This window comes from Burkholderia sp. SRS-W-2-2016 (genome assembly GCF_001931485.1).
Classification (GTDB): Bacteria; Pseudomonadota; Gammaproteobacteria; order Burkholderiales; family Burkholderiaceae; genus Paraburkholderia.
The window spans coordinates 64,411-90,065 of the sequence record NZ_MSDV01000037.1 but is presented as its reverse complement, the minus strand read 5'-3'; the positions used below and the strand labels follow the sequence as shown (position 1 = coordinate 90,065).

The window sequence follows — 25,655 nt, the reverse complement described above, 5'->3', positions numbered from 1 at the left end:
AAGCGGACGCGCGCAGCAGCAGACCTAGCCCGGTAGAGCGGGCTAGTAGTAGCGATAGGGTGGTCTGGGCGCGGTACATAGAGCGCAATGGGAACACATTCGCGGCGGCGCGTCAAGCGCCGAAACGGCTGCGATGCCGCGCGACAAGGCCTAAGCTACAATGGCCGACGCTTGGCACAACGGACTTTCGATGAAAATTCGGCTCCTCCCTATCGCCTGTATCGCGAGCGCCGCCGCGCTGCTCGCGGGCTGCACGATCGCCACCCGCAACTCCAGCGCATGCGAGCAGCTGATGCGCGACAAACTCGCCGATCCGGCGACGGGGATGGCGGCCGATACGCTGCGGGTCAGCCACCGGGGCGCCGCGATTCGCGGCTCGCGCGTGGTGGTCGAGGGGGCGATCGAGCATCGGGCGGGTGTGCCGGATGCGGCCGCTTCCGACGCGCTCGCGGCTTCCGCGCCGCTGGCCGCATCGGCGCCGCACGCGGCCTCGGACCTCGAAGTGGCGGCGAAGCCCGCCACGCCGAAGAAGGTCAACACGCCGGCCGCGGCCGAGTGCACGTTCCACGGCGAAACACTCGACGTATTCCGTTGGCTCGCGCCGGCGCAACTGGCCGCGCCGGTCGAGCAGGCGGCCAGCGAAGCGGGCTAGGCCCGCCGCGCGCTCGCCGCGCCCCGCTCACGCAACCGCGCTGCGCTCCTTCACTGACTCACTTCAGAACGCGTAATACGGCCCGGCGCCCGCCGACGTATTGCGCGCCGCGATCGCCGTATACACCCGTTTGCCGTAGAAGAACGGCAGCCCCCAGCCGAAGCCCTGACTCGCGTTGCCGGCCAGATTGGCGAACGCGTTGTTCGCCGACGCGAACAGCGTGCTCGAATTGCCGACCGTGAACGACACCGTGCTCGACACTCCATCGGCGCCGGTGATCGACGCGCTCAACGCCTGCGTCGTGCTCGGGCAGAACCAGAAGCCGCACAGCGGGAATTGCGTCGAGCGGAAGAACAGCCCGTTCGAGCCGCTGTCGAGATAGCTCAGCGCATAGGTCTGGCCGCCGGTGCTGGTCGTCACGTAGCCGGTCGCCGCATTCGCCTTGAGCACGGTCGAGCCGCTCAGCGTGTTGTTCGCCTGGGTGTCGATGCCGAAGATCAGCGAGCCCGCCACGCTGAGCGCGCCGTCATCCGCGACGGCCGGCAGATCGATCACGACGCCGTTGTTGTCGAGCGCGAAGCTGCTGACCGGGTTGGTCACCTGCTGCGCGATCGGTTGCCGCGTCGCGGTGCAGCTGCCGCCCGTCGTGCAGCTGTAGTACCAGCGCGGCAGCGCCGCGTTCGAGCAGCCGCTGCCGCAGTCGACCGGGAACAGACCGACGCCGAGGATCCCGTTCGAATGCAGGCTCGCGACCGTCAGCAGCGCCGGACCCGCGTTCGCGCAGTCGGTCGGCGCGGCGGGCAGCGCGCTGTCGGCGATCACGTGAATCGGAATCGACGCGGCCAGCTGGCCCGCGAGGCGCACGTCGGCGTTGCGCAGCGAACCCCACGCGTAGCCGCTGCCGAACACCGCGCATTCGGCGCTGACGCCGCCGCCCGCCGCGAGCCTCGGCAGCGACAGGTTCGCCGGCAGCGCCGATGCGAGGATGCGCAGGCCGTTCGAGCCGGTGTCGACCTGGATATCGTCGATCGTCGCGCAGTTGCTGGTGCCGGTCTCGCAGACGGTGACGCTGGTCGTCAGCATGTTGCGGGTGTTGCCGGGCGACACGCCGACCGCGATCGGCTGCACGTTGGCCACGGTCGATTGCGGCACGCTGGTGGTTTGAGTCGTGTTGGTCGCGCTGGTCGAGCCGCTCGAGCTGGTGCCGCTGGACGAAGGCGTGGACGGCGTCGAGGTGGTTGACGAGCTGTCGCCGCCCCCGCCGCCGCACGCGGCAAGAGCCGCGCAGACGACGAGGAGCAGGGCGTGGAAACGCAGGGCGGATTTCATGGCGTGTGAGGACCGGTCGGGTGCACGGAAGGGCGCGTGCCGGCGCGCGAACGACGCGACGGCACGCGCGCGCGTTACTTACTGGATGTCGTCGGACGTCACGCCGGCGGGCAGCGCCGCCGGCAACCACGCCCGGCCGACGTAGCCGCGCATCGGCCCGCCGGACTCCACGATCACGTCGGAGCGCGCGACCCGCGACGCATGCAGGTTGCCGCTACCCGCCGCGGCGGCGGCGCCGGCCTGATACGAGTCCGCATATTTGCCGAGCAACGCGTGCAGGTCCGGCATCGTCGGGCCCTGCCATGCATAGGCGACGATCTGACCGGTACTGGTCGCGTATTCGTTGATTACCGTGTTGCCGGCGTCGGTCCACGTGCGCTCGCGCAGCGCGCCGTTGAGCACCGTACGCGGCGCGCTGGCGCCGGCCACGGCCCCGCTGGGCATCGTGCCGCCCAATTGCGCATGCGCGCTCGCGCAGCAGACGAGCACCGCGAGCGCCGCGGCGCTCACCGATCGGTTGAAACAGAGCTTGTACATGTGGCTTGTCCTCGAATTGCGTCCGGGCTTTATTGAGATAACGGATTTGTGAACCGCCCGGTTTTTTTAATTTTTTGTAGGCCGTGTTGGACACGTACCCCTGCACCTCGAAGCCGGGTGCATACCCGCCGAAAGCCTTTTCTGAAGCAGCTTCCGGCGAAAGTGTGAGAACTTTCCCACGTCAATCGGAAACTGTCATTTATTGTTAAATAACCCTCATAACAATACTGACAAAATGACAGGAACGGCCTTTTTTCCCGCAGTCGAAGGGTCGATGCGGTGCGCTTCGTCAAATCGCTTGCCAAGGTGTTTCACTCCGCCGTCGTCGAGGTCACTACGCGCTTGTCGGCATCGGCGGGCTTCGGCTTTAGCGCGGGCAAACCCCAGTTTTTGCACACGCTTCGCCGGGACCGGTAAAATGTTGGGTTGATCCACGGAAACTTGCCGTGGCGTAGCGGAAGGATTCCCCGAACATGACTGATCTTCGTCTTACCAAGCGGTTTGCAGTATTGCTGATGGCGGGCGGGCTGGTCGCCGGCTGTGGCACCTCGTCGCCGACCAAAATCGACTACAAGAGCGACTCGAAGTCGAAGCAGGCATCGCTTGCCGTGCCGCCGAACATGATCGACGAGACGGCCGATCAGCGTTCGCTGCCGCCGCAGGGCGGCGAAACGTCGTTGTCTACGTTGAAGCAGGTACAGGCGCAGGCGCCGGCGGGCGACGCGGTGGCGGTCGTGCCGCAGGTTCAGGGCATGCATATCCAGCGCGACGGCACCGAAAGCTGGCTCGTGATCGACAACAAGGCGCCCGATCAGGCATGGCCGCAAATCCGCCGTTTCTGGCAGGAGCAGGGCTTCCTGCTGGTGGTCGACCAGCGCGACAAGGGCGTGATGGAAACCGACTGGAACGAAACCCACGCGCAGATCGACAACGGCTTTATCCGCAATACGTTGTCCAAGGCAATGGGCAACAGCTACGTGACCTCGGAGCGCAACAAGTTCCGCACCCGTCTCGAGAAGGCGCCGAACGGCGGCACCTATGTGTTCGTCAGCCAGAAGGGCATGCGCGAGGCGATCACCGGCACCAACAAGGATTCGAGCGAATGGCAGCCGAAGCCGAACGATCCGGCGCTCGAGCAGGAATATCTGAAGCGCCTGATGGCCGCGCTCGGGCGCGCCGATTCGCGCTCGCAGGGCGACACGCAGAACGCGGAACTGTCGCCGGCCGGCGCGCAGGTCGCGCCTAACGCGGCGGGCACCGGCGCGAAGTCGGCCGCGGCCGCCACCGCGGCGCAGAACGTCGCACTCGCGGCCCAGCAGCCGATGCCGGACGATGCGGCGAGTACGTCCGCGCAGATGTCGTCGACCGAACTCTCGCTGGGCGAGCCGTATGACCGCGCGTGGCTGCGCGTCGGCCTCGCGCTCGACCGCAGCAACTTCACCGTCGACGATCGCGACGTGAGCCGTGGTCTGTACTTCGTGCGCTACGTCGATCCGAAGGACATGTCGTCGGCCGAGCAGGGCTTCTGGAGCCAGGTGTTCCACGGCAAGAAGGAAAAGGTCGCGAAGCAGTATCGCGTGAACGTGCGCGCGGTGACGCCGAACGAAACCCGCGTCGCCATCGTCGACGACAAGGGGCAGGTCGACGAAAGCCCGCAGGCCAAGCAGATCCTGAGTCTGATGGTCTATCAGCTGCACTGATGCGCATGGATGCGTGAGCCTCGCGGCTCGCGCTGCTGATTCGAAAAAAGCCCGGCTGAGCCGGGCTTTTTTTTCGTCCGCGCGCAGGTGGCGTCGGGCATTGCGTTGCGCAATTGCCCGCGTGCGAGCGCACACGTGAGCCCATGTAACGTGACGTTACCCCGGTGACGTAACTCGCCCGGACGCTCTCCGGCTGCTCCTCACGCGCGCTTTTCTGCCGCCCTGTAAGAAATATCTCAATAAAAATCAGTGGGTTGCAAACAATTCGCTGCGCCGCGCAATAACTGGCACACAAGCTGCTTTATAAGACTCATGGGGCCGGATGGGATGCCCGGCGTGAGTTAGCGGCCGGTTCCCCAACTGCGTTTCCCTCCGCCCATGGCGTAGGCCGAAGAGCCTGCGCTGAGCCGACAACGGCCGCGCGCGACGCGCGTGGCCCCGGTGGCCCCGTCGCCTATCCTCGTAGGGCGACGGTTTTTAGCCCGCACTCCAGGAGTGCGGGCTATTTTTTTGTGCGGGGGATGTTGCGTAGCCGCCGGCGCGGGAGAGGTTCAGGTGTCCGCGCGGCGCGTGCCGAACCACGGCAGGCGCTTGACTACGCCGGTTGCGAGCGCGGTGCCGGCCAGAATCACCGCGCAGCCTTCGAGCATCCCGGGCGAGATCGCTTCGCCGAGAAACAGCGCGCCCCACAGGATGCCGAAGATCGGAATCACGAAGGTCACGGCAATCGCGCGGGCCGGGCCGGCCACTGCGATCAGGTGGAAGAACAGCATGTACGCGACGCCGGTGCAGGCCACCCCGAGCGCGATCACCGCGCCCCACGCGTGCAGCGAGATCGGTGCGGCCGGCCAGTAGATCACCGCGAGCGGCAGCAACACGATCGTCGCGCCGAGCATCGTGCCGGTCGCGACGGTCAGCGCGTCGACGCCGGTCAGGTAGCGCTTGGTGTAGTTGGCGGCGATCCCGTACAGCAGCGTCGCGGCGAGCGCGGCGCCGGCCGCGAGCGCGATGGTCGATGGCGCCGCGGACGAACCGGCCGGCGCCGCGATCTGATCCCACACCAGCATCAGCACGCCGAGAAAACCGACCGCCAGCCCGAGCGTGCGTAGCGCGCTCAGCTTGTCGCGCAGCCACAGGAAGCCGACCAGCGCGCCCCACAGCGGCGCGCTCGCATTGATCACCGAGGTCGCGCCGGCCGACAGCGTCAGCTCCGCATACGCGAACAGGCAGAACGGCGCGGCCGAATTGAGGATGCCGACCACCAGCAGCGGCAGCGCGCGGCTGCGCAGCAAGCTCGCGGACTGCCGCAGCGGGCGTCGCGCGATCAGCACCACGGCGAGAAACAGCGCGCCGATGCCGACGCGCAGCGCCATCAACGGAGCGACGCCGAAGTCGCTGACGCCGACGCGGATGAACAGGAACGACGCGCCCCACAGGGCGGCGAGAATCAGGAGTTGCAGCAGGTTTCTGGTGTTCATTGGGCAGGCGCCGCGCGCGGTTGAGTCGGGACGCCAGCGCATCGTAGCAGCGCAATCGCTCGAAACGTTTCAGCGTGGAATGAAACGGCAAGATACGGGAGATGGCGGCGTCGGTTGAGCTCGATCGTAAGCGTCGCGAGGGCACGCGCAAAACGAGCAATTCTCACCCGTATGTGAGAAAAATTGCGATCAGAGCGGGTGGCATTGTAGACGGTGCCGCGCTGCCGGTGGGGCAGCGCGGCTCAGCGTATGCGTGGCGCGTGATCGCCGCATGGCCGCCGCAGGCGATCAAAGCGGATGAGCGACGCGCAGCGTCAATGCGGAATCATCCATTGCAGGAAATTCTGCTGCGCCCACACCAGCAGACCGAGCAGCACCGTCAGCAGAATCGAGTGCTTGAAGGTCTTCGCGAACACCACGCCCTCCTTGCCCTTGAGCTCGGTGGTGGCGACGCCGGTCGAGATGTTCTGCGGCGAGATCATCTTGCCCATCACGCCGCCCGACGAATTGGTCGCCGCCATCAGCACCGGATTCAGGTTCAGCTGTTTGGCCGCCACCACCTGCAGATTGCCGAACAGCGCGTTGCCCGACGTGTCGCTGCCCGACAGGAACACCGCGACCCAGCCGAGGAACGCGGACACGAGCGGAAACACCGGCCCGACCGACGCGACCCCGAGCCCGAGCGTATAGGTGAGCCCCGAGTAGTTCATCAGATACGCGAGGCCGACGATCGTCGCGACGGTCAGAATCGCGATGCGCGTCTGTTCCCACGTGTCGGCGATCGCGCGGCCGAACTCGGCGACGCTCAGCCGCACGACCAGTGCGGTGATGATCGCCGCGACCAGGATCGCGGTGCCGGTCGCGAGCGGCTGGAAGTCCCACACCGCGCCGTACGGGGTGTTGTACAGCGTGATGAAGACGGCCTTGTCGAGCCCCGGCCACGGCACCTTGACGTCGCCGATCGTGAAGATCCGCGCGACCGTCCAGATGATCACGACGACCGACACGATGATCCACGGATACCAGCCCTGCGCGCCGCCGATGCGGCCGCGGGTATCGCCGGCCCGCTCGACGTCGACTGCGAATTGCGGATCGGCGGCCGGCTTCCACACGCGCAGAAACGCGACGGTGAGAATCAGCGACACGAGTGAGGACAGCACGTCGGTCAGGCTGTAGTTGACGAAGTTCGACACGACGAACTGGGTCAGCGCGAAGCTCAAGCCCGACACCAGCAGCACCGGCCAGATCCGCAGCATGTTGCGAAAGCCCGCGTACACGCCGATCACGTAGAACGGCAGCAGCACCGCGAAGAACGGCAACTGCCGGCCGACCATTTTGGCGAGCAGGTCCGACGGCAGGTGAGTAACCGCGCCGAGCACGGTGATCGGCACGCCGAGCGCGCCGAACGCGACCGGCGCGGTGTTGAAAATCAGCGTGAAGGTGAGCGCCTCGAGCGTCGGGAAGCCGAGCAGGATCAGCAGCGAACTGGTGATCGCGACCGGCGTGCCGAAGCCCGAAATGCCTTCGAGCAGCGCGCCGAACGAAAAGCCGACCACCACCAGCACGATGCGCCGGTCGTTCGGCAGGTTCTCGATCATCCACACACGAAACGCCTCGAAGCGTCCCGAGCGTTGCGCGATGTTGTACAGCAGGATCGCGGTGAACACGATCCACATCACCGGCCAGCACGCGAACACCGCGCCGGCCGCGACCGAGTTGAACGCGAGTCCGACCGGAAATTGCCAGACAAAAATCGCCACCACCAGACCGACGATCAGACCCGCGAGCGACGCCTGCCACGCGGGTCGACGGGCCCAGCCGAGCAGCGCGAGCACCGCGATGATCGGCAGCGCCGCGACCAGAAACGACGCGAGCAGCGAATTGCCGACCGGAGTGAGTAGTTGATGGAACATCACGTCTCCTTCGTTGTTGTTCGGATCGACGCGGCGGGACTGCGCAGGAAGGGCGCGTCGCGGTAACCGGGCGGACGCGCGCCAGAGAACTCGATGAAGCGGGCGCCGCCGGAGTTAAGCGGTTGCTGCATGAGGCTTTCCAAGGATAGAGCGCAATGTCGGCGAGTCAAGCCGGGAAAGTACGAGCGCGGCGGGGCGTGCCGGCGAGGGCGGGCGGCGTCGCGCTGACCGATGAGCAAGAGAAGCGCCTGAGCGTGCGGCAGCTCGCGCGGACGCGTCAATGCCAGTGGCCGTGTCCGTGCCCGCCCCAATGTCCCCCCCAATAGCCGCCGATACCGATCGCGATCGACGGACCGTACCAGCCGGGATAGCCGTAGTAAGCGGGGTATGGATAGACCGGCGGCGGGTAGTAGGCGGGATAGACCGGCGGCGCCACATAGACGGGCGGCGCGGCGACCGCATACGTGGGCGCGACGTCCTGCGCGCTGCCCGGCGCCGCGGTTTGTCCCTGCACCTGCGCTTGAGATTGCTGCGGATCGACCGGCTGGGCGGCCACCGTCGAGTAATACGACGTGTAATAGCCGGACGGATAGTAGCTGGCCGGGTAGTAATAACAGCCGGACAACGCGATGGCGCCGCCGACGGCTACGCACATCGCGCGAGTAGGGCGTCCGAATGCGCGGACAGAGCGGAGCGGAACGCGTGACGGCTGAAGAAAGTGCTGGAGAAAGTGCTGAAGAAAGCGCGCGCGAGCGGCGCGGACAGGATGAACGACGCGTGAATTCATGGCGCGCTCCCGATGACTCGATACCGCGTGACGCGGCATCACTGTCAAGAGCTTACGCTTTTGCGGCGGTAATGCAGTGGCAAAACCGTAACGGCGTATTGCGGTCCGACAGATGCGAAGGGCGGAAAGAAGGCGGCACGGTTTGCGCCGCGTTGAGTGGTCTGAAAATTTGCTTCGGTATCCTGTGTGAATCGACGGGCGTGTTCAGCATCGCGCGTGAACAGATGCGTGAATGCGTTCACGCACGATGCGCCCGCGCTTCTTACTTGCCGACCTGGTTGCCGATAATGCCGCCCGCCGCCGCGCCGCCCAGCGTCGACAGTGCATTGCCGCCGATCGCCGCGCCCGCGGCGCCGCCCACGCCCGCGCCGATGGCTGTGTCGCGTTGACGTCGGGTCATGCCGTCGCAGGCCGACAGACTGACCAGAAGGGTCGCGATGGTGGCGAGCGTACCGAGATGACGGATCGTTTTCATGATGCTGACTCCGTTTGTAGTTAGACACGTTTGATCAAGCGAATTCCCGTAGGCGCGACCGGCGAAAATTCACGACGACGCACACGTCGCGCTCCTTGCATTTGATCGTAGCCGCGAACGCCGTATCCAGATGTGTGCGCTTGTCAGCGCGGCGCCGCTTTGGTAATCAAATGTTTCCTGTGCATTAGCAGGTGGCGTGCCTGATCGCCGCGACATCGCATGGGCTGTGGAAATAAAAAAGCCCGCCATGCCGGCGGGCTTCGATACTGCGATGCTTGCGAAGCAGGTAATGCGAAACGCTTCGATGCGACGTGAAGCGTTACTGCCGCTGATAAATCTCCGCGCCCTGCTTGATGAACTCGATCGACTTCACTTCCATCCCTTTCTTCAGCGCTTCGTCGTCGCTCATCCCCTGTTGCGCGGCGAACTCGCGCACGTCCTGGGTGATCTTCATCGAGCAGAAGTGCGGGCCGCACATCGAGCAGAAATGCGCGACTTTCGCCGAGTCCTTCGGCAACGTTTCGTCGTGGAATTCGCGCGCCTTGTCCGGGTCGAGGCCGAGATTGAACTGGTCCTCCCAGCGGAATTCGAAGCGCGCCTTGCTCAACGCGTTGTCGCGTACCTGCGCGCCCGGGTGACCCTTCGCGAGGTCGGCCGCGTGCGCGGCGAGCTTGTACGTGATGATGCCGGTCTTCACGTCGTCCTTGTTCGGCAGTCCGAGGTGTTCCTTCGGCGTCACGTAGCACAGCATCGCGGTGCCGAACCAGCCGATCATCGCGGCGCCGATGCCCGAGGTGATGTGGTCGTAGCCGGGCGCGATATCGGTGGTGAGCGGCCCGAGCGTGTAGAACGGCGCCTCGTCGCACCAGTCGAGCTGCAGGTCCATGTTCTCCTTGATCAGCTGCATCGGCACGTGACCCGGGCCTTCGATCATCACCTGCACGTCGTGCTTCCACGCGATCTGCGTGAGTTCGCCGAGCGTCTTCAGCTCGCCGAGCTGCGCTTCGTCGTTCGCGTCGTAGATCGAGCCTGGGCGCAGGCCGTCGCCGAGCGAGAAGGCCACGTCGTACGCCTTCATGATTTCGCAGATCTCTTCGAAGTGCTCGTACAGGAAGCTTTCCTTGTGATGCGCGAGACACCACTTCGCCATGATCGAGCCGCCGCGCGACACGATGCCGGTCATCCGGTTTGCGGTCAGCGGCACGTATTGCAGACGCACGCCCGCGTGAATCGTGAAGTAGTCGACGCCTTGCTCGGCCTGCTCGATCAGCGTGTCGCGGAAGATTTCCCAGGTCAGGTCTTCAGCCTTGCCGTTGACCTTTTCGAGCGCCTGATAGATCGGTACCGTGCCGATCGGCACCGGGCTGTTGCGGATGATCCATTCGCGCGTTTCGTGGATGTGCTTGCCGGTCGACAGATCCATCACCGTGTCGCCGCCCCAGCGGATCGCCCACGTCATCTTGTCGACTTCCTCGCCGATCGACGAGGTCACCGCCGAGTTGCCGATGTTCGCGTTGATCTTCACGAGGAAGTTGCGGCCGATGATCATCGGCTCGCTTTCCGGGTGATTGATGTTGTTCGGGATGATCGCGCGGCCGCGCGCGACTTCCTCGCGCACGAATTCCGCGGTGATTTCGGCGAGGCCGTTCGGGCCGAACGCGCTCGCGCCGAACGCCTGGCCCGGGTGCTGGCGGCCCATCATCGCGGCGAGTTTGGTGCCGTTCGGACCGCTCGCCTTCAGGCTTTCCAGATACTCGGCGCGGCGCTGGTTCTCGCGAATCGCGATGTATTCCATCTCCGGCGTGACGATGCCCTGCTTCGCGTAGTGCATCTGCGAGACGTTCTTGCCGGCCTTCGCGCGGCGTGGCGTGCGATGCAGGCCGGGGAAGCGCAGTTGCGCGGTGGCCGGGTCGGCGGCGCGTTCGCGGCTGAAGCTGCTCGACAGACCGGTGAGCGGCTCGGTGTCGCCGCGCTCTTCGATCCACGCCTGACGCAGCGCCGGCAGACCGGCGCGGATGTCGATCTTCGCGTCCGGGTCGGAGTAGGGGCCCGACGTGTCATACACGTAGATCGGCGGATTCTTTTCGCCGCCGAAGCCGTCGGGCGTGTCGGCCTGCGAGATTTCGCGCATCGGCACGCGGATGTCGGGACGCGAGCCGGTCACGTAGACCTTACGGGAATTCGGCAGCGGCGCGACGGCCGCCTCGTCCACGTGGGCTTCGGCGGAAATGAATTTCGGATTGGCGTTCATGCGTGTCTCCATACAAAGCAAAGTGGGGCGGCTAAGCAGGAGACGAGACGGAAGTAGCCGGAGATCGCGTGAGAGATGAGGCGGGTGAGGCTGGAGTGCGAAATCCGTACGCTTCCCTGCGCTGGCATTATCCAGATCAGGTTCAAAGGGTATTTCTCACCCACGTCGCACGGACCTCCAGCTCCGCGCTACGCAGGACCCCCGCGTTAGCAGCGCACACAATACACTGCCTGCCCGCTATTTGGCAACCTGTCCGCTTATGGACCCAATGACACATTGGGTCGCGTTAGGATTCGTTCTATGCTTCTTTTGAGATAGGACCGGTCAGCGGTCTTACGGTGCAGCGACAGACGGCTTACAGCGTGAAGTCGTCGGCGGCTTCCGGCTGATAAAGGATCTTGTTCACCTTGAGCACCTTCTGGTCGCCGCTCGGCGGCGTGAAGCGGATGCTCTCGCCGCGGCGCGCGCCGAGCAGTGCGAGGCCGGCCGGCGAGAACACGTTCAGGCGTCCCTGCGCGAAGTCGGCGTTGGGCGGATAGACGACGGTCCACGTCATCTGCTCGCCGCTCGCCGTATCGATCAGGGTTGCTTGCGAGTTCATCGTGACGACGTCGGCGGGGATCTCGTGCGAGTCGACGATCACCGCGCGTTCGAGTACGTCGTCGAGCATGTCCTGCAGTTTCGCGTTGGCGGCGGCGTGTTTTTCGAGACGGGTGACGTCGAGTTCGGTCAGGTAGCAGGCTTTGGATTTCACGATGAGTACTCCAAATCAATCGGTGAGGGAAGGACACGCGTGGCAATACGCGCGGCGCGATCTGCGAATGGGGGCAGCCAGGGTGCGAACGAACCAGGCCCGGAGCCCGGCGACGTGGCCCCGGATCAGCGATGGGCTACGTCAGTGCGGGCGCCGGGCGGCGTGAAGCGGGAGCGTTCGGGACGCCTCGGCGCGGCTGTGCGGCGCGCCGGCCGGACGTGCGCCGACGCTTGCGCGGCAGCGGCGCAGGCGGGCGAGAGCACGGAAAGTCGGACGGCGCATAGGCGTTATGGACAGGACGAACAGTGTCGGAAAGGGGGCGCGGCGAACGGCGGCGAATAGCGCTGCAGCGATGCGGCAGTTGTGAAACGAAAGCTTGATGTTAGCACGCTGTCGCGCGCTTCTGTTTCGCGGTCACGCGTTCCGCGCGGTATGCGGTTCGCGCGAGCGGGGTGCAGTCGGCAAATGATGCGCGATGCGTTCAAGCCAGTCGAAAAAGCGTCGTTAATCAGTGTGCAGAGAAGGGCGCCGCTTCGCGAAGCGATTCGCGGGGCGGCGAGTGAGTGGCAAGTAAATGGCGTGTAAATGGCGCGAGGCGACTCGCGCCGACTGACAGAGAGAGGTGCGCATGAAAACGAAAAAAATGCAGACGCGAAGCGCCGCTCGTGCGGCGGTACTGGCGGCCTTGCTCGCGGCGCCGCTGGCGGCATCGGCGGCGGCGGGGGCCAATGGCGGGGTGATCCGCTTCGTCGGGGCGATCGTCGCGCCGCCGCTGCAGATCCGCGCCGATGCGGCGCAGATGACGGGCGGCGTCGCGAGCGTGACGGGGCAGGGCTTCGCGCGTACGGTGACGTTCAGCGCACCGCCGGGAGCGGCCGGCGGCGCGGATGTCGCGCTGGAGGTCGACGGCAAAACGCAGAGCGCCGAGCGGGTGGCGGCGCGCTTCGTCGACGGCAACGGTCGGGTCGGCGCGGCCCGCAACGGCCACTACGCGGTCGATCGCAGCGGCGGCGTGCTGTCGCTCAATGCAAAGCGCACCGACGTGGATACGCGCGTGACGGTGGTGGTCAGCTACGAGTAAGCGGGGGTTTCAAGGCGGGCGGCGGCTCGCTTTGCCGCCGCAAAAAGCGAAGCGCGGGAGCACCCGTGATCGCTCCCCAAGTCTTTAGCGATCCTGCCGATCCCGGGCCATTCCGGGCGATCCAGCCAGCCGGAAAACGCCGGACATCGAAGTAATCTGAAATCCCTATGAAGCCGGGGCTCCGTCCCCGGCTTTTCTGTTGCAAGTACGCCAAAAAGTTACGATTCTCCCGCCCGGCGCGTTGGGCGCTTACTGCATAATGCGGAGCCGCGCGGCGGCTTTTTCCAGCATTCCGCCGCGCGTCGCGCCGGTGCCGCATCGGGTCGTTTTGACCGATCCGGCGGCCGCGCTGCTTTCGGCGCGGCCCGCGCCTTTCACGTCTTCCCGTTCCACCACCATGCCCGCCAGCTTCGCCCGTCAGACCGCATCGCCGATGCGGTGTCCGCCGTCCCGCCCCGGTGGCGTTTGCACAGGCGCGCCGCGGCGCGCGCATTCGATCATGCGCGGGCTTGCGCGCACGAACCGGGCGGACTGAACGCATGTCGCTGCAATCCCCTGATTTTCTGCCGGACTGGCTGCGCCTGCCGCGCTCGCGCAATAGCCAGATCGCGCTTGCGCTCGCCGTCGTCTATTTCGTGTGGGGTTCGACCTATCTCGGCGTGCACGTCGCGCTCGGCTCGTTTCCGCCGCTGTTGATGTCGGGGCTGCGCAATCTGTTCGCCGGCCTCGGTCTGTTCGCGTTCGCGGTGCGGCGCAAGCCGGTCTGGCCGAGCGCCGCCGAAGTGCGCAACGCCGGCCTCGTCGGCACGATGCTGGTGGGCCTGTCGAGCGGCATGCTCGCGTACGGGATGCGCACGGTCGGCACCGGTACCGCGGCCGTGATGGTCGCGACCGTGCCGCTGTTCGCGACCGTGATCGCGGCGCTCGCCGGCCGCAAGATCGGCCGTGGCGAATGGGTCGCGGTCGGGCTCGGGCTGGTCGGCATCGCGATTCTCAGTCACGGCGACAACACGCCGGGCTCGGCCGGCGGCAGTCTGGCGATTCTGTGCGGCGCGCTGTTCTGGGCCGGCGGCGCGCAACTGGCCGCGCAACTGAAGCTGCCGTCGGATCTGTTTCTGTCGACCGCGCTGCAGATCGGGCTGGGCGGCGCGATGTCGACGGTGCTCGCGTTGATCTCCGGCGAACGGATGCTCGAACTGCATTTCCTGCCGGTGCTCGCGTTTCTGTATCTGGTGCTGATCGGTTCGATGGCCGCGTATGTCGCGTACGGCTTTCTGATCCGCCATACCAGCCCGATGATCGCGAGCAGCTGCATGTACGTGAATCCGGTCGTCGCGGTCGCGCTCGGCGCGCTGCTGCTCGGCGAAGAGGTCACCCGCTATACGGTGGTCGCGACGCTCGTGATTCTGCTGAGCGTCGGTTTGTCTTTCTGGTTCGACTACCGGAAGAAGGGCAGCGCGTAACAAGCCGGCGGCGCGGCCGTCGTCAAAGTCTTGCCGCCAGTTCCGCGCCTTCGCGAATCGCGCGCTTCGCATCGAGTTCGGTCGCGAGCTTCGCGCCGCCGATCACATGAAAGCGCGGGCCGCCCGTGCGCGCGCCGTCGGTCGAGGACGGCAACAGCTCGCGCAGCGAGTCCTGCCCCGCGCACACGACGATCGTATCGACATCGAGCCATTGCTCGACCCCGTCGCGCGCAATGCGCAGACCGCGCGCGCTGATCTCGCGATACTCGATGCCGCCGAGCATCTGCACACCGTTTCTTGCGAGCGTCGCCCGATGCACCCAGCCCGAGGTCTTGCCGAGACCCGCGCCGAGCTTGCCGGCCTTGCGTTGCAGTAGCCAGATCTGCCGCGGCGGCTGTGCGGGCACCGGCGGCTTCAGGCCGCCGCGCTCGCGTACCGCGAGGTCGACGCCCCATTCGTCGAGCCATGTATCGCGCGGCACCGGCAGCGGCTCGCCCGCGCGATGCAGCAGAAACTCGCTGACGTCGAAGCCGATCCCGCCCGCGCCGATCACCGCGACCCGCGCGCCGACCGGCGCGCCGCGCAGTACGTCGACATACGACAGCACGTTGGGTCCGTCGATCCCGGCGATCGACGGCCGGCGCGGCACGATGCCGGTCGCGACGATCACGTCGTCGTAACCGCCGGCCGCGAGCAGCGCCGCATCGACCCGCGTGCCGAGCCGCACGTCGACATGATGGCGCTGCAACTGGCTGCGGAAATAGCGGATCGTTTCGCTGAACTCTTCCTTGCCGGGCACGCGCATCGCGAGATTGAACTGGCCGCCGAGCACGTCGCTCGCTTCGAACAGCGTCACGCGATGACCGCGCTCGGCCGCTACCGTCGCCGCCGACAACCCGGCCGGCCCCGCGCCGACCACCGCGATCGAACGCGCGGCCTGCGCATTCGCGAGCGGCCGGTAGACGAGTTCGGTCTCGCGGCCCGCGCGCGGATTGACGAGGCAGCTCGCGCGCTGGTTTTTGAACGTGTGATCGAGGCAGGCCTGATTGCAGGCGATGCAGGTGTTGATTTCGTGCGCGCGCCCCTCGGCGACCTTCAGCACGAACTCCGGGTCGGCCAGCAGCGGCCGCGCCATCGACACCAGATCGGCCGCGCCGTCGGCGATCAGCGTGTCGCCGATCTCGGGCGTGTTGATGCGGTTCGATGCGATCACCGGCACGTTGACCGCGGCCTTCAGGCGCGCGCTGAGCGCGACGAACGCGGCGCGCGGCACGGACGTCACGATGGTGGGCACGCGCGCCTCGTGCCAGCCGATGCCGGTATTGAAGATCGTCACGCCGGCCGCTTCGAGCGCGCGCGCGACCTGCACGGTTTCATCCCACGTATTGCCGCCTTCGACCAGATCGATCAGCGACAGCCGGTACACGACGATAAAGCGCTCGCCGCACGTCGCGCGTACCCGTTCGACGATTTCGCGCGCGAGCCGCATCCGGTTCTCGAGGCTGCCGCCGTACTGATCGGTGCGCTGGTTGGTGCGCGGACACAGGAACTGGTTCAGCAGATAACCTTCGCTGCCCATGATCTCGACGCCGTCGTAGCCGGCGCGCTGCGCGAGCCGCGCGCAACGCGCGTAGTCGCGCACGGTTCTCGCGATGCCGGCGATGCTCAACGCGCGCGGTTTGAACTTGGAGATCGGCGACTTCAATCTCGATGCCGACACCACGAACGGCTGATAACCATAGCGTCCCGCATGCAGGATCTGCAGCGCGATCTTGCCGCCTTCGGCATGCACCGCTTCGGTCAGCAGCCGGTGATTGCGCAGATCGAATACCGAGTTCAGCGTGCCGCCGAACGGCAGCAGCCAGCCCTCGCGATTCGGCGAGATGCCGCCGGTAATGATCAGACCGACGCCGCCTTTGGCGCGTTCGCGAAAGTACGCGGCCAGTTGCGGGTAATGCCAGAAGCGGTCTTCCATGCCGGTATGCATCGAACCCATCACGACGCGATTGCGCAGCCGCGTGAAGCCGAGATCGAGTTCGGCGAGTAAGTGTTGGTAAGACATGCGGGAGCCGTGTAAGGAGGGAAGCCGCTCGAACGATACACCGCGCGTGTGTGCCTGGCCGCCGAGGAAAAATTCTAAATCGCGGCCGGGTGCGGCCACCCAAGACATTCGTGCGGCTGGCAAGCCCTTTGCGTGGCCGCGGCACACGCATTGCTCTTTGCGAGCATCCACCGGCACGGTGCTCGCTGTGACCAACGCATGGCGCGCGGTGCGGTTCGGATGGGGGAGGGCAACCGCGAGCTTCGCGGCGGCAGTCCGCATATCAATGGGCAAAGGGCGTAAAGCCCGACATCGAGACAGGTGAACATAATGAAAACGATCCGAACCATCGCGGCAGTGGTTGCGGCCGCATCGATTCTCAGCGCGTGTGGCGGCGGTGGCAGCGATGCCGGCAAGGAGCTTGGGCTGACCAATCCGCAGATCCACTTCATTCACGCGATTCCGGGCGGGCCGGCGGTCGACTTCCTCGTCAACGGCAGCGCGCCGTCCGGGCAGACCAACATCGCCTATAAAGGGGTGACCAATCTCACCAACATCAACACCGGTTCGACCACTGTCGCATATGCGGCCACCGGTTCGACGACCGCGCTCGCGAGCGGCACCTTCCCGAACGTCGCGAAAGGCCATGAGTACACGGTGCTCGCGTTGCCCGGACTGAGCGCGCCCGACATCGGCCTGATCGACGATCCGTTCGACAAGGGCCTGCTGACCAACGATGCGCGCGTGCGCGGCTTCAATGCATCGGCCAATGCGAGCAATCTCGATCTCTACCTGGTGCAGGCGGGCACCACCGACGTTTCGAACGTGTCGCCGACGATGGCCGGCGTATCGTTCAAGAACGCGGTGCCGGCGAGCGGCCAGGATTCGATCTACGTGTCGGGCGGGCAGTACGTGCTGATCGCGACGGTGTCCGGCAACAAGACGCCGGTGTTCCGCTCGTCGGCGTTCTCGCTTGCGAACAACGCGGACTGGCTGATTACGTCGGTGCCGATCGGCGGCGCGTTGAGCCAGTTGCTGCCGGGGCAGATTCATCTGCTGATCGCGCAGAACGGCAATACCAGCACGCCGAGCATCGAGTTGACGAATGCGCTGACCGGGGAGTGACGGCGGCACATGACGGGGGTTGACGGCGCGGGCGCCGGAAGCGCCCGGCGCGATGCGTGAACGATGAGTTCGCACGCGCTGCCGATAACAAGGACTGCGCAATAGCAGGCGCTGGAAGGACGGAACGGCGATCCCGCGCAAGCGGGTCGCCGTTCTGTTTTTATTGCCGGCTTCCTGTCGTGAGCCAACGCCGCGCACGAAAAAGCCCGCCGCGGTTTCCCGCGGCGGGCGCCTGGCAATCCTGCGTAAAACCCGGCGACGACGGGCGCGGCTCGCGCGCCCGCTGCGCCGTTATTTCGCCTTTTCGGCCGAGTTCGTCAGCGCGTTGCCACCCTTCGAAATATCCTCACCGGCCCCGGCCATCGTGTTGCAACCGGTGGCCAGCACGGCCGTTCCTGCAAGCAGAAGCACAGCGATCAGTCGAGTCATGAAAGTTCTCCTTGTCGAGAATGCATCGGTTGATGTCGTCCGACCGGGGACATGCCAGTCGATCAGGTTTTGATCCGGTCTCGAACCGGCCTGATTGCATGGTAAAAAAAGGGCGGTGGCGGCGCTGTCGGCGGCGCCGCGATTTTGTTGTAGGCGGGCTCCGGTGTTGGCGTCGGCGTCGTCCTACAGCGGGTCGCATCGCGGCGGCGCGCGGGCTTGCTATAGCGGGTTTTGCGGCGATGTAGGCGGGACTGCGGGCGGCACCACGGCCTGCGGTACATCGACGGACGGCGTCGCGGTGCTCGCGCTCGGCATCACGACGTCGATATCGGTGCCGTTGTGCGTGCCGCGACGAATCTCGAAGCGTCCGCCGTGCGCGGCGACCCGCTGGCGCATCCCGAGCAGCCCATGCGTGTGGGTGCGCTTCAGATCGGCCGGCATGATGCCCACGCCGTTGTCGGCGATATGCAGCGCGACCTCGCCGTCGTCGACCCGCAACGCAATCGATACCTTCGACGCCCGCGCATACTTCGCCGCATTTGTCAGGGACTCCTGAGCGACCCGGAAGAGCGCGATCTCGGTCTGTTCGTCGAGCTGGATATCGTCGGCCGGCAGATGCAGTTCGAGCGCCCAGCCGTTGCGCTGCGCGGCTTCGTCGGCGAGCGTGCGCAGCGCGGTGACGAGTCCGAAGTTGGCGAGCACGGTCGGGCGCATGTCTTCGATGATGCGGCGCTTCAGCGCGATCCCCTGGTCGAGATTGGCGAGCGCGCGCTTCAGCTTGTCGGCGAGTTCGGGTTCGCTGTCCTTCAGTTTGCGGCGCGCCCACGCGACATCCATCCGGCAAGCGGTCAGGATCGCGCCGAGTTCGTCGTGCAGCTCGCGCGCAAGCTGGGTCTTTTCGTTTTCGCTGACCGCCTGCAGATGCCAGCCGAGCGCTTCGAGCTGACGGGTCCGCTCATTGACCAGCTGATCCAGTTCTTCCTGCTGCGTGATCAGTTGACGCTGCGCGCGCGCCTGCCGGTCGATCTGGATGCCGAGATTGCGAAACAGCAGGATGAACAGCACGATGTTCAACGCGGACAGACCGGCCGCGCACAGCGTGGAGAGCCGCTGATCGGCGCGGCTCGCGGCCAGCGCGTGCTGCGCGCGCCGCTCTTCGTTGTCGCGCAGCAGCGTGAGCGTGCTGTCGATCAGCGACGCGTCGGCCGGATTCACACTGGCGGCTTCGCCGCATGCGCCCAGTTCGAGCGGGTGAGGCGCCGCGTGCTGCAGCGCGGCGGCGCCCGCGCCGATGCGCGCGTCGATCAGCGTGAGGATTTGCGTGAAGCTGGCGAGCTCCGCGCTGTCCGCGCGCCCGCCCCGGTAGAAGCGCTCCAGTTGCCGGGTGTTGTCGCGAATGCGCGCGGCGCTCGCGCAGAACGCCTGCGCGGACGCGTCGTCCTTCGTCAGAAGAAACTGGTTCTGGCGTGCGTCGAGGCGCGACAGCTCGCTCGCGAGCGTGCTCAGTTGCACGGTCACGTCGCGCGCTTCGAGCGCGGTTTCATATTCGGCGGTGATGCGCTGGCGCGCGGTCTCGAGAATCACCAGACCGCCGACGGTGATCACGATCGCGACCGTCATCGCGATCGCCCAGCTGCGGTTGCGCATCCAGTCGGCGAGCCGCGTCGCGCTCGTAGCGCTGCGCACTTCCGGCAGGTTCTGCACGTTCGACACGTTTAACTCCTTGGCGAGGATTGCGGCGTAACGCCGTCGTAATCCAATGTAAGCGGATTCTCACACGAAAAACGGCGAGCGTCGGAATGCGCGCGCCGCGCTGCATCGATAGCATGGACCCGATCGTTCAATCAATGTTTCGGGAGGGAACCATCATGTTGAAGTGGGCATTGATCTTCGCGGTCGTCGCCGTGATTGCCGGCGTTCTCGGCTTCACCGGGATCGCCGCCGGCGCCGCGGCTATCGCGAAGTTCCTGTTCTTCGTCTTCGTCGTGCTGTGCGTGGTGTTCCTCGTGCTGGGCTTCGTGGTGACGAAGAAAATCATCGATTAGCGACGCGGATTTTGCTCGTTGCCATCGCAAGCCGATAACAAAGGGAGAAACGCCATGCTTCACTATGCCATCGTGTTTTTCGTGATCGCGATTATCGCCGCGGTGTTCGGCTTTACCGGCATCGCGGCCGGCGCGGCCGAAATCGCGAAGATCCTGTTCTATATCTTCCTCGTCGTGTTCGTGGTCACGTTGCTGCTCGGCGTGTTCCGAACGTAGCGATAAAAATCGAATCCGCGCGGAGTACCTGCGAAGTACTCCGAACGCCGACAGTCCCCACCCGCGCGCCAGGCGCGATTCATGCTGGTGCGCGGGTTCCCCCAATACGGTTTAAGGAGAAGTTCGATGACGAAGCAATCTGGCGCCCAGGCGGGCGGTTCGTTTTCGATGGACCTGCAGAAGATTCGCGACGACGCGCGCAAGCACATGTCCGATGGTCCGGTAACCGCGACCTATGGCGCGGACCGCGAGACGGTGCTGAAGCTCCTGAACGACGCGCTCGCAACCGAACTCGTCTGCACGCTGCGCTACAAGCGGCATTACTTCATGGCAAAGGGCATCAACTCGGAGGCGGTGGCGACGGAATTCGCCGAGCATGCGAGCGAGGAGCAGGAGCATGCGGACCGGCTCGCCGAGCGGATCGTGCAGCTGGGCGGCGAGCCCGATTTCGCGCCGGACGGCATCAAGGGCCGCGCGCATTCGGAGTACAAGGAGGGCACCGACCTGACCGACATGATCCGCGAGAACCTGATTGCCGAGCGGATCGCGATCGATACGTATCGCGAGATCATCCGCTATCTGGGCGAGAAGGACGTGACCACGCGGCGGCTGTTCGAGGAAATCCTCGCGGTCGAGGAGGAGCATGCGGACGATATGGCCGACCTGCTGTCCGGGCGCGATTAACTCCGCGATTAACGTCGCGATTAACGCCGCGATTAACGCCGCAATCGACGGGGGCGCGTGAAGCGGCGACGGCCCGCGCCGCGCGTCGTCGCATCGCTTCGCGCGGACTTTATTCGCCGCCCGCGCGTTGTGCGGATCATTACAATGTCTGCTTCGGAGCGACGCTCTTTGCACGGACACCCAACCGATGATTCGAGTGCTGATAGCTGACGATCACGCGATCGTTCGAGGCGGTTTCAGACAGTTCGTCGCCGACGAGCCGGACATGTGCGTCGCCGCGGAGGCGGCCACCGGCGAGGAGGCGATCACTCTCGTACGCGAGCAGGCGTTCGACGTGGTGCTGCTCGATATCGCGATGCCCGACAAGAACGGCATCGACACGCTGCGCGTGATCAAGCAGGTACGCCCCGAGCAGGGGGTGCTGATTCTGTCCGGCTACCCGGAAAGCCAGTACGCGATCAACCTGCTGCGCGCGGGCGCGAACGGCTATCTGAACAAGGATTGCGAGCCCGACGAGATCGTCCGTGCGATCCGCTCGGTGGCGCGCGGACATCGCTATCTGTCGGAGGCGGTCGCCGATACGCTCGCCGACAATCTCGACAAACCCGCCGCGGGCCGGCCGCATGAAGCGTTGTCCGAGCGCGAATTCCAGATCTTCTGCAAGCTCGCGGCCGGGCAATTGCCGACCGAGATCGCCGAGGAACTGCATTTGTCGGTGAAGACGATCAGCACGTATCGCGCGCGCGTGCTGGAGAAGATGCGTCTGACGAACAACGCGGACCTCACCTATTACGCGATCAAGAACGGTTTGATCGAATGATGGACGAGCGAGACACGCCGATGAACAGCGAACCGAACCCTGTCGATGGATCAGCCGCTCGCACGCCGCTGCGCGTGCTGCTGATCGAGGATTCGCCGCTGATTCGGCGCTCTCTCGTGGAGGCGATCGATTCGTCGGGGGTGTTGCAGGTATCCGCGTATGCCGATTCCGCCGATCAGGCGATCGCGCTGCTCGACGCCGAGGCGTTCGATGCGGTGATCGTCGATCTGCAACTGAAGCAGGGTTCGGGGGTGCCGGTGCTCGCGTATCTGCAACGCGAGGGATTGATCGATTCGATGTTCGCGGCGGTGCTGACCAATCACGCGCTGCCCGCGTATCGCGCGCGTTGCGAGCAGTACGGGGTGCGCCACTTTTACGACAAATCGTTCGAGTTCGACCGGGTGCTCGACGCGTTGCATGAGTATGCGGCGGGGCGGGGCGACGGCGGGTGAGCGGCGCGACTAATTACTAGTCCCGATTAGTCCCGCTGCCACGCGCCGCGCTGCATCGCTTTTTCGAGCATGCCGAGCGTGAGTTCGCGGCCACCGGGTAGTTCACGCGCTTGGGCGCTGAACGGTGACCGCAACGAGGCTACGACGACGTCGCGCTTGCGCATGCGCGCTTCCTCGCTATTACCTGGCATTGCGATCAATTCCCCGCCCGCGCCGGCAGCCGCAAATGATTCCACGCGCCGAGCGCGATAAACACGATGCCCGCAATGCTCACGCCGAGCCAGCCGAACACCGGCCAGACGATCGCACCGACGCCCGAGCCCAACGCGCCGCCGATGAAATACGCGACCATGTACACCGTATTCACGCGGCTGCGCGCGTCGGGCTTCAGCGCGTAGATGCGCGACTGGTTCGAAATCTGCGCGGCCTGCACACCGATGTCGAGAATGATCACGCCGACCACCAGCCCGGCGATGCTCTTCGCCGATGCCCCGAAAATCACGAACGCGATCACGACCAGCACCAGCGACAGGGTGATGATCGTGCGTGGTCCGCGCCGGTCGGCGAACTTGCCGGCGAGCGGCGCGGCCAGCGCGCCCGCCGCGCCGACGATACCGAATAGTCCCGCGGCCTGCGGGCCGAGATGAAACGGCGCGCCCGCGAGCAGCAGCGCGAGCACCGACCAGAAGATGCTGAACGCACCGAACAGCGCGGCGCCGGTCAGCGACGCCTCGCGCAGCGCGCGATGCTCGACCACCAGATGCCACATCGACACCATCAGCTTGCCGTACGGCAGCGTCGAAGTCGGCTGACTCTTCGGCAAACGCAGAATGATCACGACCGCGAGCGCGACCAGCGCGAGCACCGACGCGCCGAACACCGCGCGCCAGCCGAAGTATTCGGCGACGATGCCCGACGCGGTCCGCGCGAGCAGGATGCCGAGCAGCAGACCGCTCATCACCATGCCGACCGCGTGACCGCGTTCGGACGGGGGCGCGAGTTCGGCCGAGAACGGCACCGCCTGCTGCGCGATCGTCGCGAGCACGCCGATCGCCAGACTCGCGACGATCAGCACCGCGAGCGTCGGCGCGGTCGCCGCGACGATCAACGCGACGCACATCCCGGCGATCTGCAACAGGATCAGCAGACGGCGGTCGAAGCGGTCGCCGAGCGGCGCGAGCAGCAGCATGCCGGCCGCGTAGCCGAGCTGCGTGACGGCCGGCACCGCGCCGACCCACGACGCGCTGCCCGGAAACGACTGCCGGAAGTTGTCGAGCAGCGGCTGGTTGTAATAGATGTTCGCGACCGAGATGCCGGCGATCGTCGCGAGCAGCAGCAACAGGCTGCGCAGCGACCGCGCGGAGGGAGCGGAAGTGGAGGCGTCGGGAGTGGACATGACAGAGGGGGATCGGCGGACCGGCCCATGCACGGTCCTCAAGCGTGCCGATCATACCGGAGCGGCGTGGTTCCTGCTGTCAACGATGTTGCGCCGCCAGATCGTTCATCCGGTCCGCCCGTTCGGTCGATCAGGCCGCTTTAGTCATGGAACGGATATGGTCCGTCGGCCGCATCGACATACGCGTGATGCGTGACGAGACCGGTCGCCGGCTCGTAGCGATGCAGCGCGTACGCGGGCGGCTCCATCACGAACGCCGACGGCGCGTGTTCGCGCAGATCGAGCGCGACCTGATGCGCGGGCGCCGGAATCGCGCTGGCGATCGTGCCGCCGAAGCGCACGAACATCGCGCGATGCACGTGACCGCACAGCACGCGCTCGACGTTCGGATGCTGGCCGATCAATGCCGCGAGTTTGTCCGCCGCCGCCTGGTCGACGCGCATTTCATCCATATGGCCGATTCCGCACGCGAACGGCGGATGATGCAGCGCGACCACGACCGGCTTGCCGCGCGCCGCGTCGAGCTGCTGGGCGAGCCAGCCGAGCCGCGCATCGCACAGCGTGCCGCCGCTTTGGCCGGGCACCATCGAATCGAGTGCGAGCACGCGCAGCGGGCCGACATCGACCCCGTACTGCACGAATTCGCCGCCGTCGCGCAGTTCCGCGCGCTCGGGAAACGCCGCGCGCAACGCGGCGCGTTCATCGTGATTGCCGACCATCAGGAAGTAGGGGATTTCGAGCGGCGCGAGCAGCGTCTTCAGGTGTGCGTACTGTTGCGGGTCGCCCTGATCGACGAGATCGCCGGTGATCAGCACCGCGTCGGGACGCGGCGCGAGCGCATTGAGCGCGGCGACGCAGCGCGTCAGATAGGCGGCGGTATCGACGCGGCGATACGCGAGAACGCCCGCTTGCTTGATATGCAGATCGCTAATTTGAGCCAGCAGCATGGTGGAAATCCTTCGGGTTTCTGCTTGTTGAGCGCCGCGAGCAGGCGCTGTTTTTAACGCTGTCTCTAAGATAGTGCAATCGGCGCGTCCGGATCGATCGGGATGCGGACCGCGGTGCAGCGAGGCAGTTCGATACGGTCGGCTACGTTGACGCCGAGCGGTTCCGGTGCGGCGCCGCCAATCGTCAGGCGGGCGCGTTCGCCGAGAAACGCGGTGCTTTCTATTAGCCCGCGTAACCGCGCGGCGAGCCGGTTGATCGTGCCGACCAATTGCGCGACCGTGCGATTCATCGGGATTGACCGGTTGGTGGTGTGGTGAGGCGGCTGGAGAGGGGCCGAGGGCGCTGGCGGGTCAGGGCGGTTGCCGGCGCGGTAATCGGCGCTGCAAAGGCGCTCTTGGGCGGTCCGGCAAGGCAATGGTAGAATTCGCGTCCACGCGGTTTTGCGACCCCCGCCGGGGTGATGAAATTGGTAAACATAGCGGACTTAAAATCCGCCGCTTCGCAGCTTGCCGGTTCGAGTCCGGTCCCCGGCACCACAATATCAGCAGGGTTTAGCGGATTCGACGGGGCCGCTTCAGATTTCGGCTGTGGGTCTTTCTGCCTTAAACCGGATTCTTTGTTTTCCATCCTTTTCCGCCCGCTTTCCCCACTGCCGCCGCCAGCCTCTCCGTGACCAGGTGCGAGTATCGCTTCGTCGATACGACGGACTTGTGTCCGAGAACTCCACCGACGGTGAAGAGATCGATTCCGGCATTGATCGTCTCAGATGCGGCGCCGTGCCGGAGATCGCCAACATAGCGATTCGCGCGTGGATGGAGATGATGCGCGGTTGACCGTTCTTCGAGCCGTCAGGTGAATATTCCTGCCGCCAAATCTTGGCTCGGAGAATCTCGCCGTTTGTGCCGCAACACCACTTCGCTTTTCACTACCGAATCGTCTGATATCGGGCGGAACACTTCTACTGTTGCTGTCGACTGCTGTCCATTTGCTGATTTCTGCTGTTTGGCCTGGTGGATCATATATCGCCTTCCCCGCTTTGCTGCGGGACGGTATGCTATCGCCCTTTCGGAGCCGGCTCG

The 25,655-nt window shown here is 65.6% G+C and carries 31 protein-coding genes, 1 tRNA gene and 1 riboswitch; of the genes, 12 read left to right on the top strand and 20 right to left on the bottom strand.

Translation table 11 applies throughout. The features are described from left to right. Positions 1-190: 190 nt before the first annotated feature. Positions 191-652, top strand: coding sequence for a hypothetical protein (locus BTH42_RS17185; RefSeq protein ID WP_075301555.1), 462 nt, complete (start codon positions 191-193; stop codon positions 650-652). A 63-nt stretch (positions 653-715) separates the two neighbouring features. Here the strand turns inward: BTH42_RS17185 and BTH42_RS17180 are convergent, their stop codons facing one another. The 3 genes from BTH42_RS17180 to BTH42_RS34870 form a co-directional block, all read right to left on the bottom strand. Next, positions 716-1,981 (bottom strand): DUF3443 domain-containing protein, encoded by a 1,266-nt coding sequence (locus tag BTH42_RS17180; protein ID WP_075301507.1) that lies wholly within the window; start codon positions 1,979-1,981, stop codon positions 716-718. Between the two features lie 78 nt (positions 1,982-2,059). Continuing rightward, on the bottom strand, positions 2,060-2,518 hold the full coding sequence (locus tag BTH42_RS17175) for a DUF2844 domain-containing protein (protein ID WP_075301505.1): 459 nt from the start codon (positions 2,516-2,518) through the stop codon (positions 2,060-2,062). Between the two features lie 216 nt (positions 2,519-2,734). Further along, positions 2,735-2,953: a hypothetical protein gene (locus tag BTH42_RS34870; protein ID WP_143752102.1), complete on the bottom strand. Its 219-nt coding sequence runs from the start codon at positions 2,951-2,953 to the stop codon at positions 2,735-2,737. Between the two features lie 38 nt (positions 2,954-2,991). On the opposite strand from BTH42_RS34870, the gene bamC reads away from it, so the two are divergent. Then, positions 2,992-4,218, top strand: a complete 1,227-nt coding sequence (gene bamC / locus BTH42_RS17170) for an outer membrane protein assembly factor BamC (RefSeq protein ID WP_075301503.1) — start codon at positions 2,992-2,994, stop codon at positions 4,216-4,218. A 551-nt stretch (positions 4,219-4,769) separates the two neighbouring features. Here the strand turns inward: bamC and BTH42_RS17165 are convergent. From BTH42_RS17165 to BTH42_RS17140, 7 genes are all read right to left on the bottom strand, one after another. Further along, positions 4,770-5,696 carry a DMT family transporter gene (locus tag BTH42_RS17165; RefSeq protein WP_075301501.1) on the bottom strand — a complete coding sequence of 309 codons (927 nt, stop codon included), beginning with the start codon at positions 5,694-5,696 and terminating at the stop codon, positions 4,770-4,772. 314 nt (positions 5,697-6,010) lie between these two features. Then, positions 6,011-7,609, bottom strand: a complete 1,599-nt coding sequence (locus BTH42_RS17160; protein ID WP_075301499.1) for an L-lactate permease — start codon at positions 7,607-7,609, stop codon at positions 6,011-6,013. Continuing rightward, entirely contained in the window at positions 7,609-7,740 is a 132-nt protein-coding gene (locus BTH42_RS36050) for a hypothetical protein (protein ID WP_256702075.1), read from the bottom strand. The genes BTH42_RS17160 and BTH42_RS36050 overlap by 1 nt, the downstream gene beginning before the upstream one ends. 146 nt (positions 7,741-7,886) lie before the next feature. Continuing rightward, the gene (locus BTH42_RS17155; RefSeq protein ID WP_075301497.1) at positions 7,887-8,396 is read right to left on the bottom strand and encodes a hypothetical protein; all 510 of its coding nucleotides are present in this window, start codon (positions 8,394-8,396) and stop codon (positions 7,887-7,889) included. Positions 8,397-8,658: 262 nt separating this feature from the next. Then, complete coding sequence (locus BTH42_RS17150) at positions 8,659-8,871, bottom strand: glycine zipper 2TM domain-containing protein (RefSeq protein ID WP_075301495.1); 213 nt, start codon at positions 8,869-8,871, stop codon at positions 8,659-8,661. A 319-nt stretch (positions 8,872-9,190) separates the two neighbouring features. After that, the gene (gene thiC, locus BTH42_RS17145) at positions 9,191-11,122 is read right to left on the bottom strand and encodes a phosphomethylpyrimidine synthase ThiC (protein WP_075301493.1); all 1,932 of its coding nucleotides are present in this window, start codon (positions 11,120-11,122) and stop codon (positions 9,191-9,193) included. A 95-nt stretch (positions 11,123-11,217) separates the two neighbouring features. Further along, positions 11,218-11,335: riboswitch (TPP riboswitch) on the bottom strand. 142 nt (positions 11,336-11,477) lie between these two features. Next, entirely contained in the window at positions 11,478-11,876 is a 399-nt protein-coding gene (locus BTH42_RS17140; protein ID WP_075301491.1) for a GreA/GreB family elongation factor, read from the bottom strand. Between the two features lie 628 nt (positions 11,877-12,504). On the opposite strand from BTH42_RS17140, the gene BTH42_RS17135 reads away from it, so the two are divergent. Then, positions 12,505-12,957, top strand: coding sequence for a hypothetical protein (locus tag BTH42_RS17135; RefSeq protein WP_075301489.1), 453 nt, complete (start codon positions 12,505-12,507; stop codon positions 12,955-12,957). Positions 12,958-13,206: 249 nt separating this feature from the next. Here BTH42_RS17135 and BTH42_RS35500 read toward each other — a convergent pair whose 3' ends face one another. Further along, positions 13,207-13,356, bottom strand: coding sequence for a hypothetical protein (locus BTH42_RS35500; protein WP_178392188.1), 150 nt, complete (start codon positions 13,354-13,356; stop codon positions 13,207-13,209). 140 nt (positions 13,357-13,496) lie between these two features. On the opposite strand from BTH42_RS35500, the gene BTH42_RS17130 reads away from it, so the two are divergent. Further along, a complete protein-coding gene (locus BTH42_RS17130; protein WP_075301487.1) occupies positions 13,497-14,420 on the top strand; it encodes an EamA family transporter in 924 nt (307 codons plus the stop codon). Positions 14,421-14,442: 22 nt separating this feature from the next. Here BTH42_RS17130 and BTH42_RS17125 read toward each other — a convergent pair whose 3' ends face one another. After that, entirely contained in the window at positions 14,443-16,482 is a 2,040-nt protein-coding gene (locus tag BTH42_RS17125) for an NADPH-dependent 2,4-dienoyl-CoA reductase (RefSeq protein WP_075301485.1), read from the bottom strand. A 309-nt stretch (positions 16,483-16,791) separates the two neighbouring features. Between BTH42_RS17125 and BTH42_RS17120 the strand changes: the two genes are divergently transcribed. After that, positions 16,792-17,586: a DUF4397 domain-containing protein gene (locus tag BTH42_RS17120; protein ID WP_075301483.1), complete on the top strand. Its 795-nt coding sequence runs from the start codon at positions 16,792-16,794 to the stop codon at positions 17,584-17,586. 291 nt (positions 17,587-17,877) lie between these two features. Here BTH42_RS17120 and BTH42_RS17115 read toward each other — a convergent pair whose 3' ends face one another. After that, positions 17,878-18,015 (bottom strand): entericidin A/B family lipoprotein, encoded by a 138-nt coding sequence (locus BTH42_RS17115; protein WP_075301481.1) that lies wholly within the window; start codon positions 18,013-18,015, stop codon positions 17,878-17,880. A gap of 219 nt (positions 18,016-18,234) precedes the next feature. Continuing rightward, positions 18,235-19,728 carry a sensor histidine kinase gene (locus BTH42_RS17110; RefSeq protein WP_075301479.1) on the bottom strand — a complete coding sequence of 498 codons (1,494 nt, stop codon included), beginning with the start codon at positions 19,726-19,728 and terminating at the stop codon, positions 18,235-18,237. A gap of 155 nt (positions 19,729-19,883) precedes the next feature. Here BTH42_RS17110 and BTH42_RS17105 point away from each other — a divergent pair, with 155 nt between their 5' ends. From BTH42_RS17105 to BTH42_RS17085, 5 genes are all read left to right on the top strand, one after another. Further along, positions 19,884-20,060: a DUF1328 family protein gene (locus BTH42_RS17105; protein WP_075301553.1), complete on the top strand. Its 177-nt coding sequence runs from the start codon at positions 19,884-19,886 to the stop codon at positions 20,058-20,060. Between the two features lie 54 nt (positions 20,061-20,114). Next, on the top strand, positions 20,115-20,276 hold the full coding sequence (locus tag BTH42_RS17100; RefSeq protein ID WP_006052455.1) for a DUF1328 domain-containing protein: 162 nt from the start codon (positions 20,115-20,117) through the stop codon (positions 20,274-20,276). Between the two features lie 126 nt (positions 20,277-20,402). Then, positions 20,403-20,960, top strand: coding sequence for a bacterioferritin (locus BTH42_RS17095; protein WP_075301477.1), 558 nt, complete (start codon positions 20,403-20,405; stop codon positions 20,958-20,960). A 187-nt stretch (positions 20,961-21,147) separates the two neighbouring features. Beyond that, the gene (locus BTH42_RS17090) at positions 21,148-21,780 is read left to right on the top strand and encodes a response regulator transcription factor (RefSeq protein WP_075301475.1); all 633 of its coding nucleotides are present in this window, start codon (positions 21,148-21,150) and stop codon (positions 21,778-21,780) included. A 20-nt stretch (positions 21,781-21,800) separates the two neighbouring features. After that, positions 21,801-22,232, top strand: a complete 432-nt coding sequence (locus BTH42_RS17085) for a response regulator (RefSeq protein ID WP_075301551.1) — start codon at positions 21,801-21,803, stop codon at positions 22,230-22,232. Positions 22,233-22,258: 26 nt separating this feature from the next. On the opposite strand, the gene BTH42_RS35495 is transcribed toward BTH42_RS17085, so the two are convergent. The 4 genes from BTH42_RS35495 to BTH42_RS17070 all read right to left on the bottom strand — a co-directional run bounded on the left by BTH42_RS35495 (position 22,259) and on the right by BTH42_RS17070 (position 24,865). After that, on the bottom strand, positions 22,259-22,396 hold the full coding sequence (locus tag BTH42_RS35495) for a hypothetical protein (protein WP_178392187.1): 138 nt from the start codon (positions 22,394-22,396) through the stop codon (positions 22,259-22,261). Between the two features lie 32 nt (positions 22,397-22,428). Continuing rightward, positions 22,429-23,628: an MFS transporter gene (locus BTH42_RS17080; RefSeq protein WP_075301473.1), complete on the bottom strand. Its 1,200-nt coding sequence runs from the start codon at positions 23,626-23,628 to the stop codon at positions 22,429-22,431. Between the two features lie 140 nt (positions 23,629-23,768). Next, the gene (locus BTH42_RS17075; RefSeq protein WP_075301471.1) at positions 23,769-24,575 is read right to left on the bottom strand and encodes a phosphodiesterase; all 807 of its coding nucleotides are present in this window, start codon (positions 24,573-24,575) and stop codon (positions 23,769-23,771) included. A gap of 65 nt (positions 24,576-24,640) precedes the next feature. Beyond that, positions 24,641-24,865, bottom strand: a complete 225-nt coding sequence (locus BTH42_RS17070) for a hypothetical protein (protein ID WP_075301469.1) — start codon at positions 24,863-24,865, stop codon at positions 24,641-24,643. Positions 24,866-25,027: 162 nt separating this feature from the next. On the opposite strand from BTH42_RS17070, the gene BTH42_RS17065 reads away from it, so the two are divergent. Further along, a tRNA-Leu gene (locus BTH42_RS17065) sits at positions 25,028-25,112 on the top strand. A 66-nt stretch (positions 25,113-25,178) separates the two neighbouring features. Here BTH42_RS17065 and BTH42_RS34340 read toward each other — a convergent pair. Next, positions 25,179-25,322: a hypothetical protein gene (locus BTH42_RS34340; RefSeq protein WP_305954799.1), complete on the bottom strand. Its 144-nt coding sequence runs from the start codon at positions 25,320-25,322 to the stop codon at positions 25,179-25,181. Here BTH42_RS34340 and BTH42_RS36340 point away from each other — a divergent pair. Next, a complete protein-coding gene (locus tag BTH42_RS36340; RefSeq protein ID WP_305954798.1) occupies positions 25,287-25,409 on the top strand; it encodes a hypothetical protein in 123 nt (40 codons plus the stop codon). The genes BTH42_RS34340 and BTH42_RS36340 overlap by 36 nt on opposite strands. Before the next feature lie 15 nt (positions 25,410-25,424). Here the strand turns inward: BTH42_RS36340 and BTH42_RS35490 are convergent, their stop codons facing one another. Then, complete coding sequence (locus BTH42_RS35490; protein WP_178392186.1) at positions 25,425-25,595, bottom strand: hypothetical protein; 171 nt, start codon at positions 25,593-25,595, stop codon at positions 25,425-25,427. Positions 25,596-25,655 lie beyond the last annotated feature (60 nt).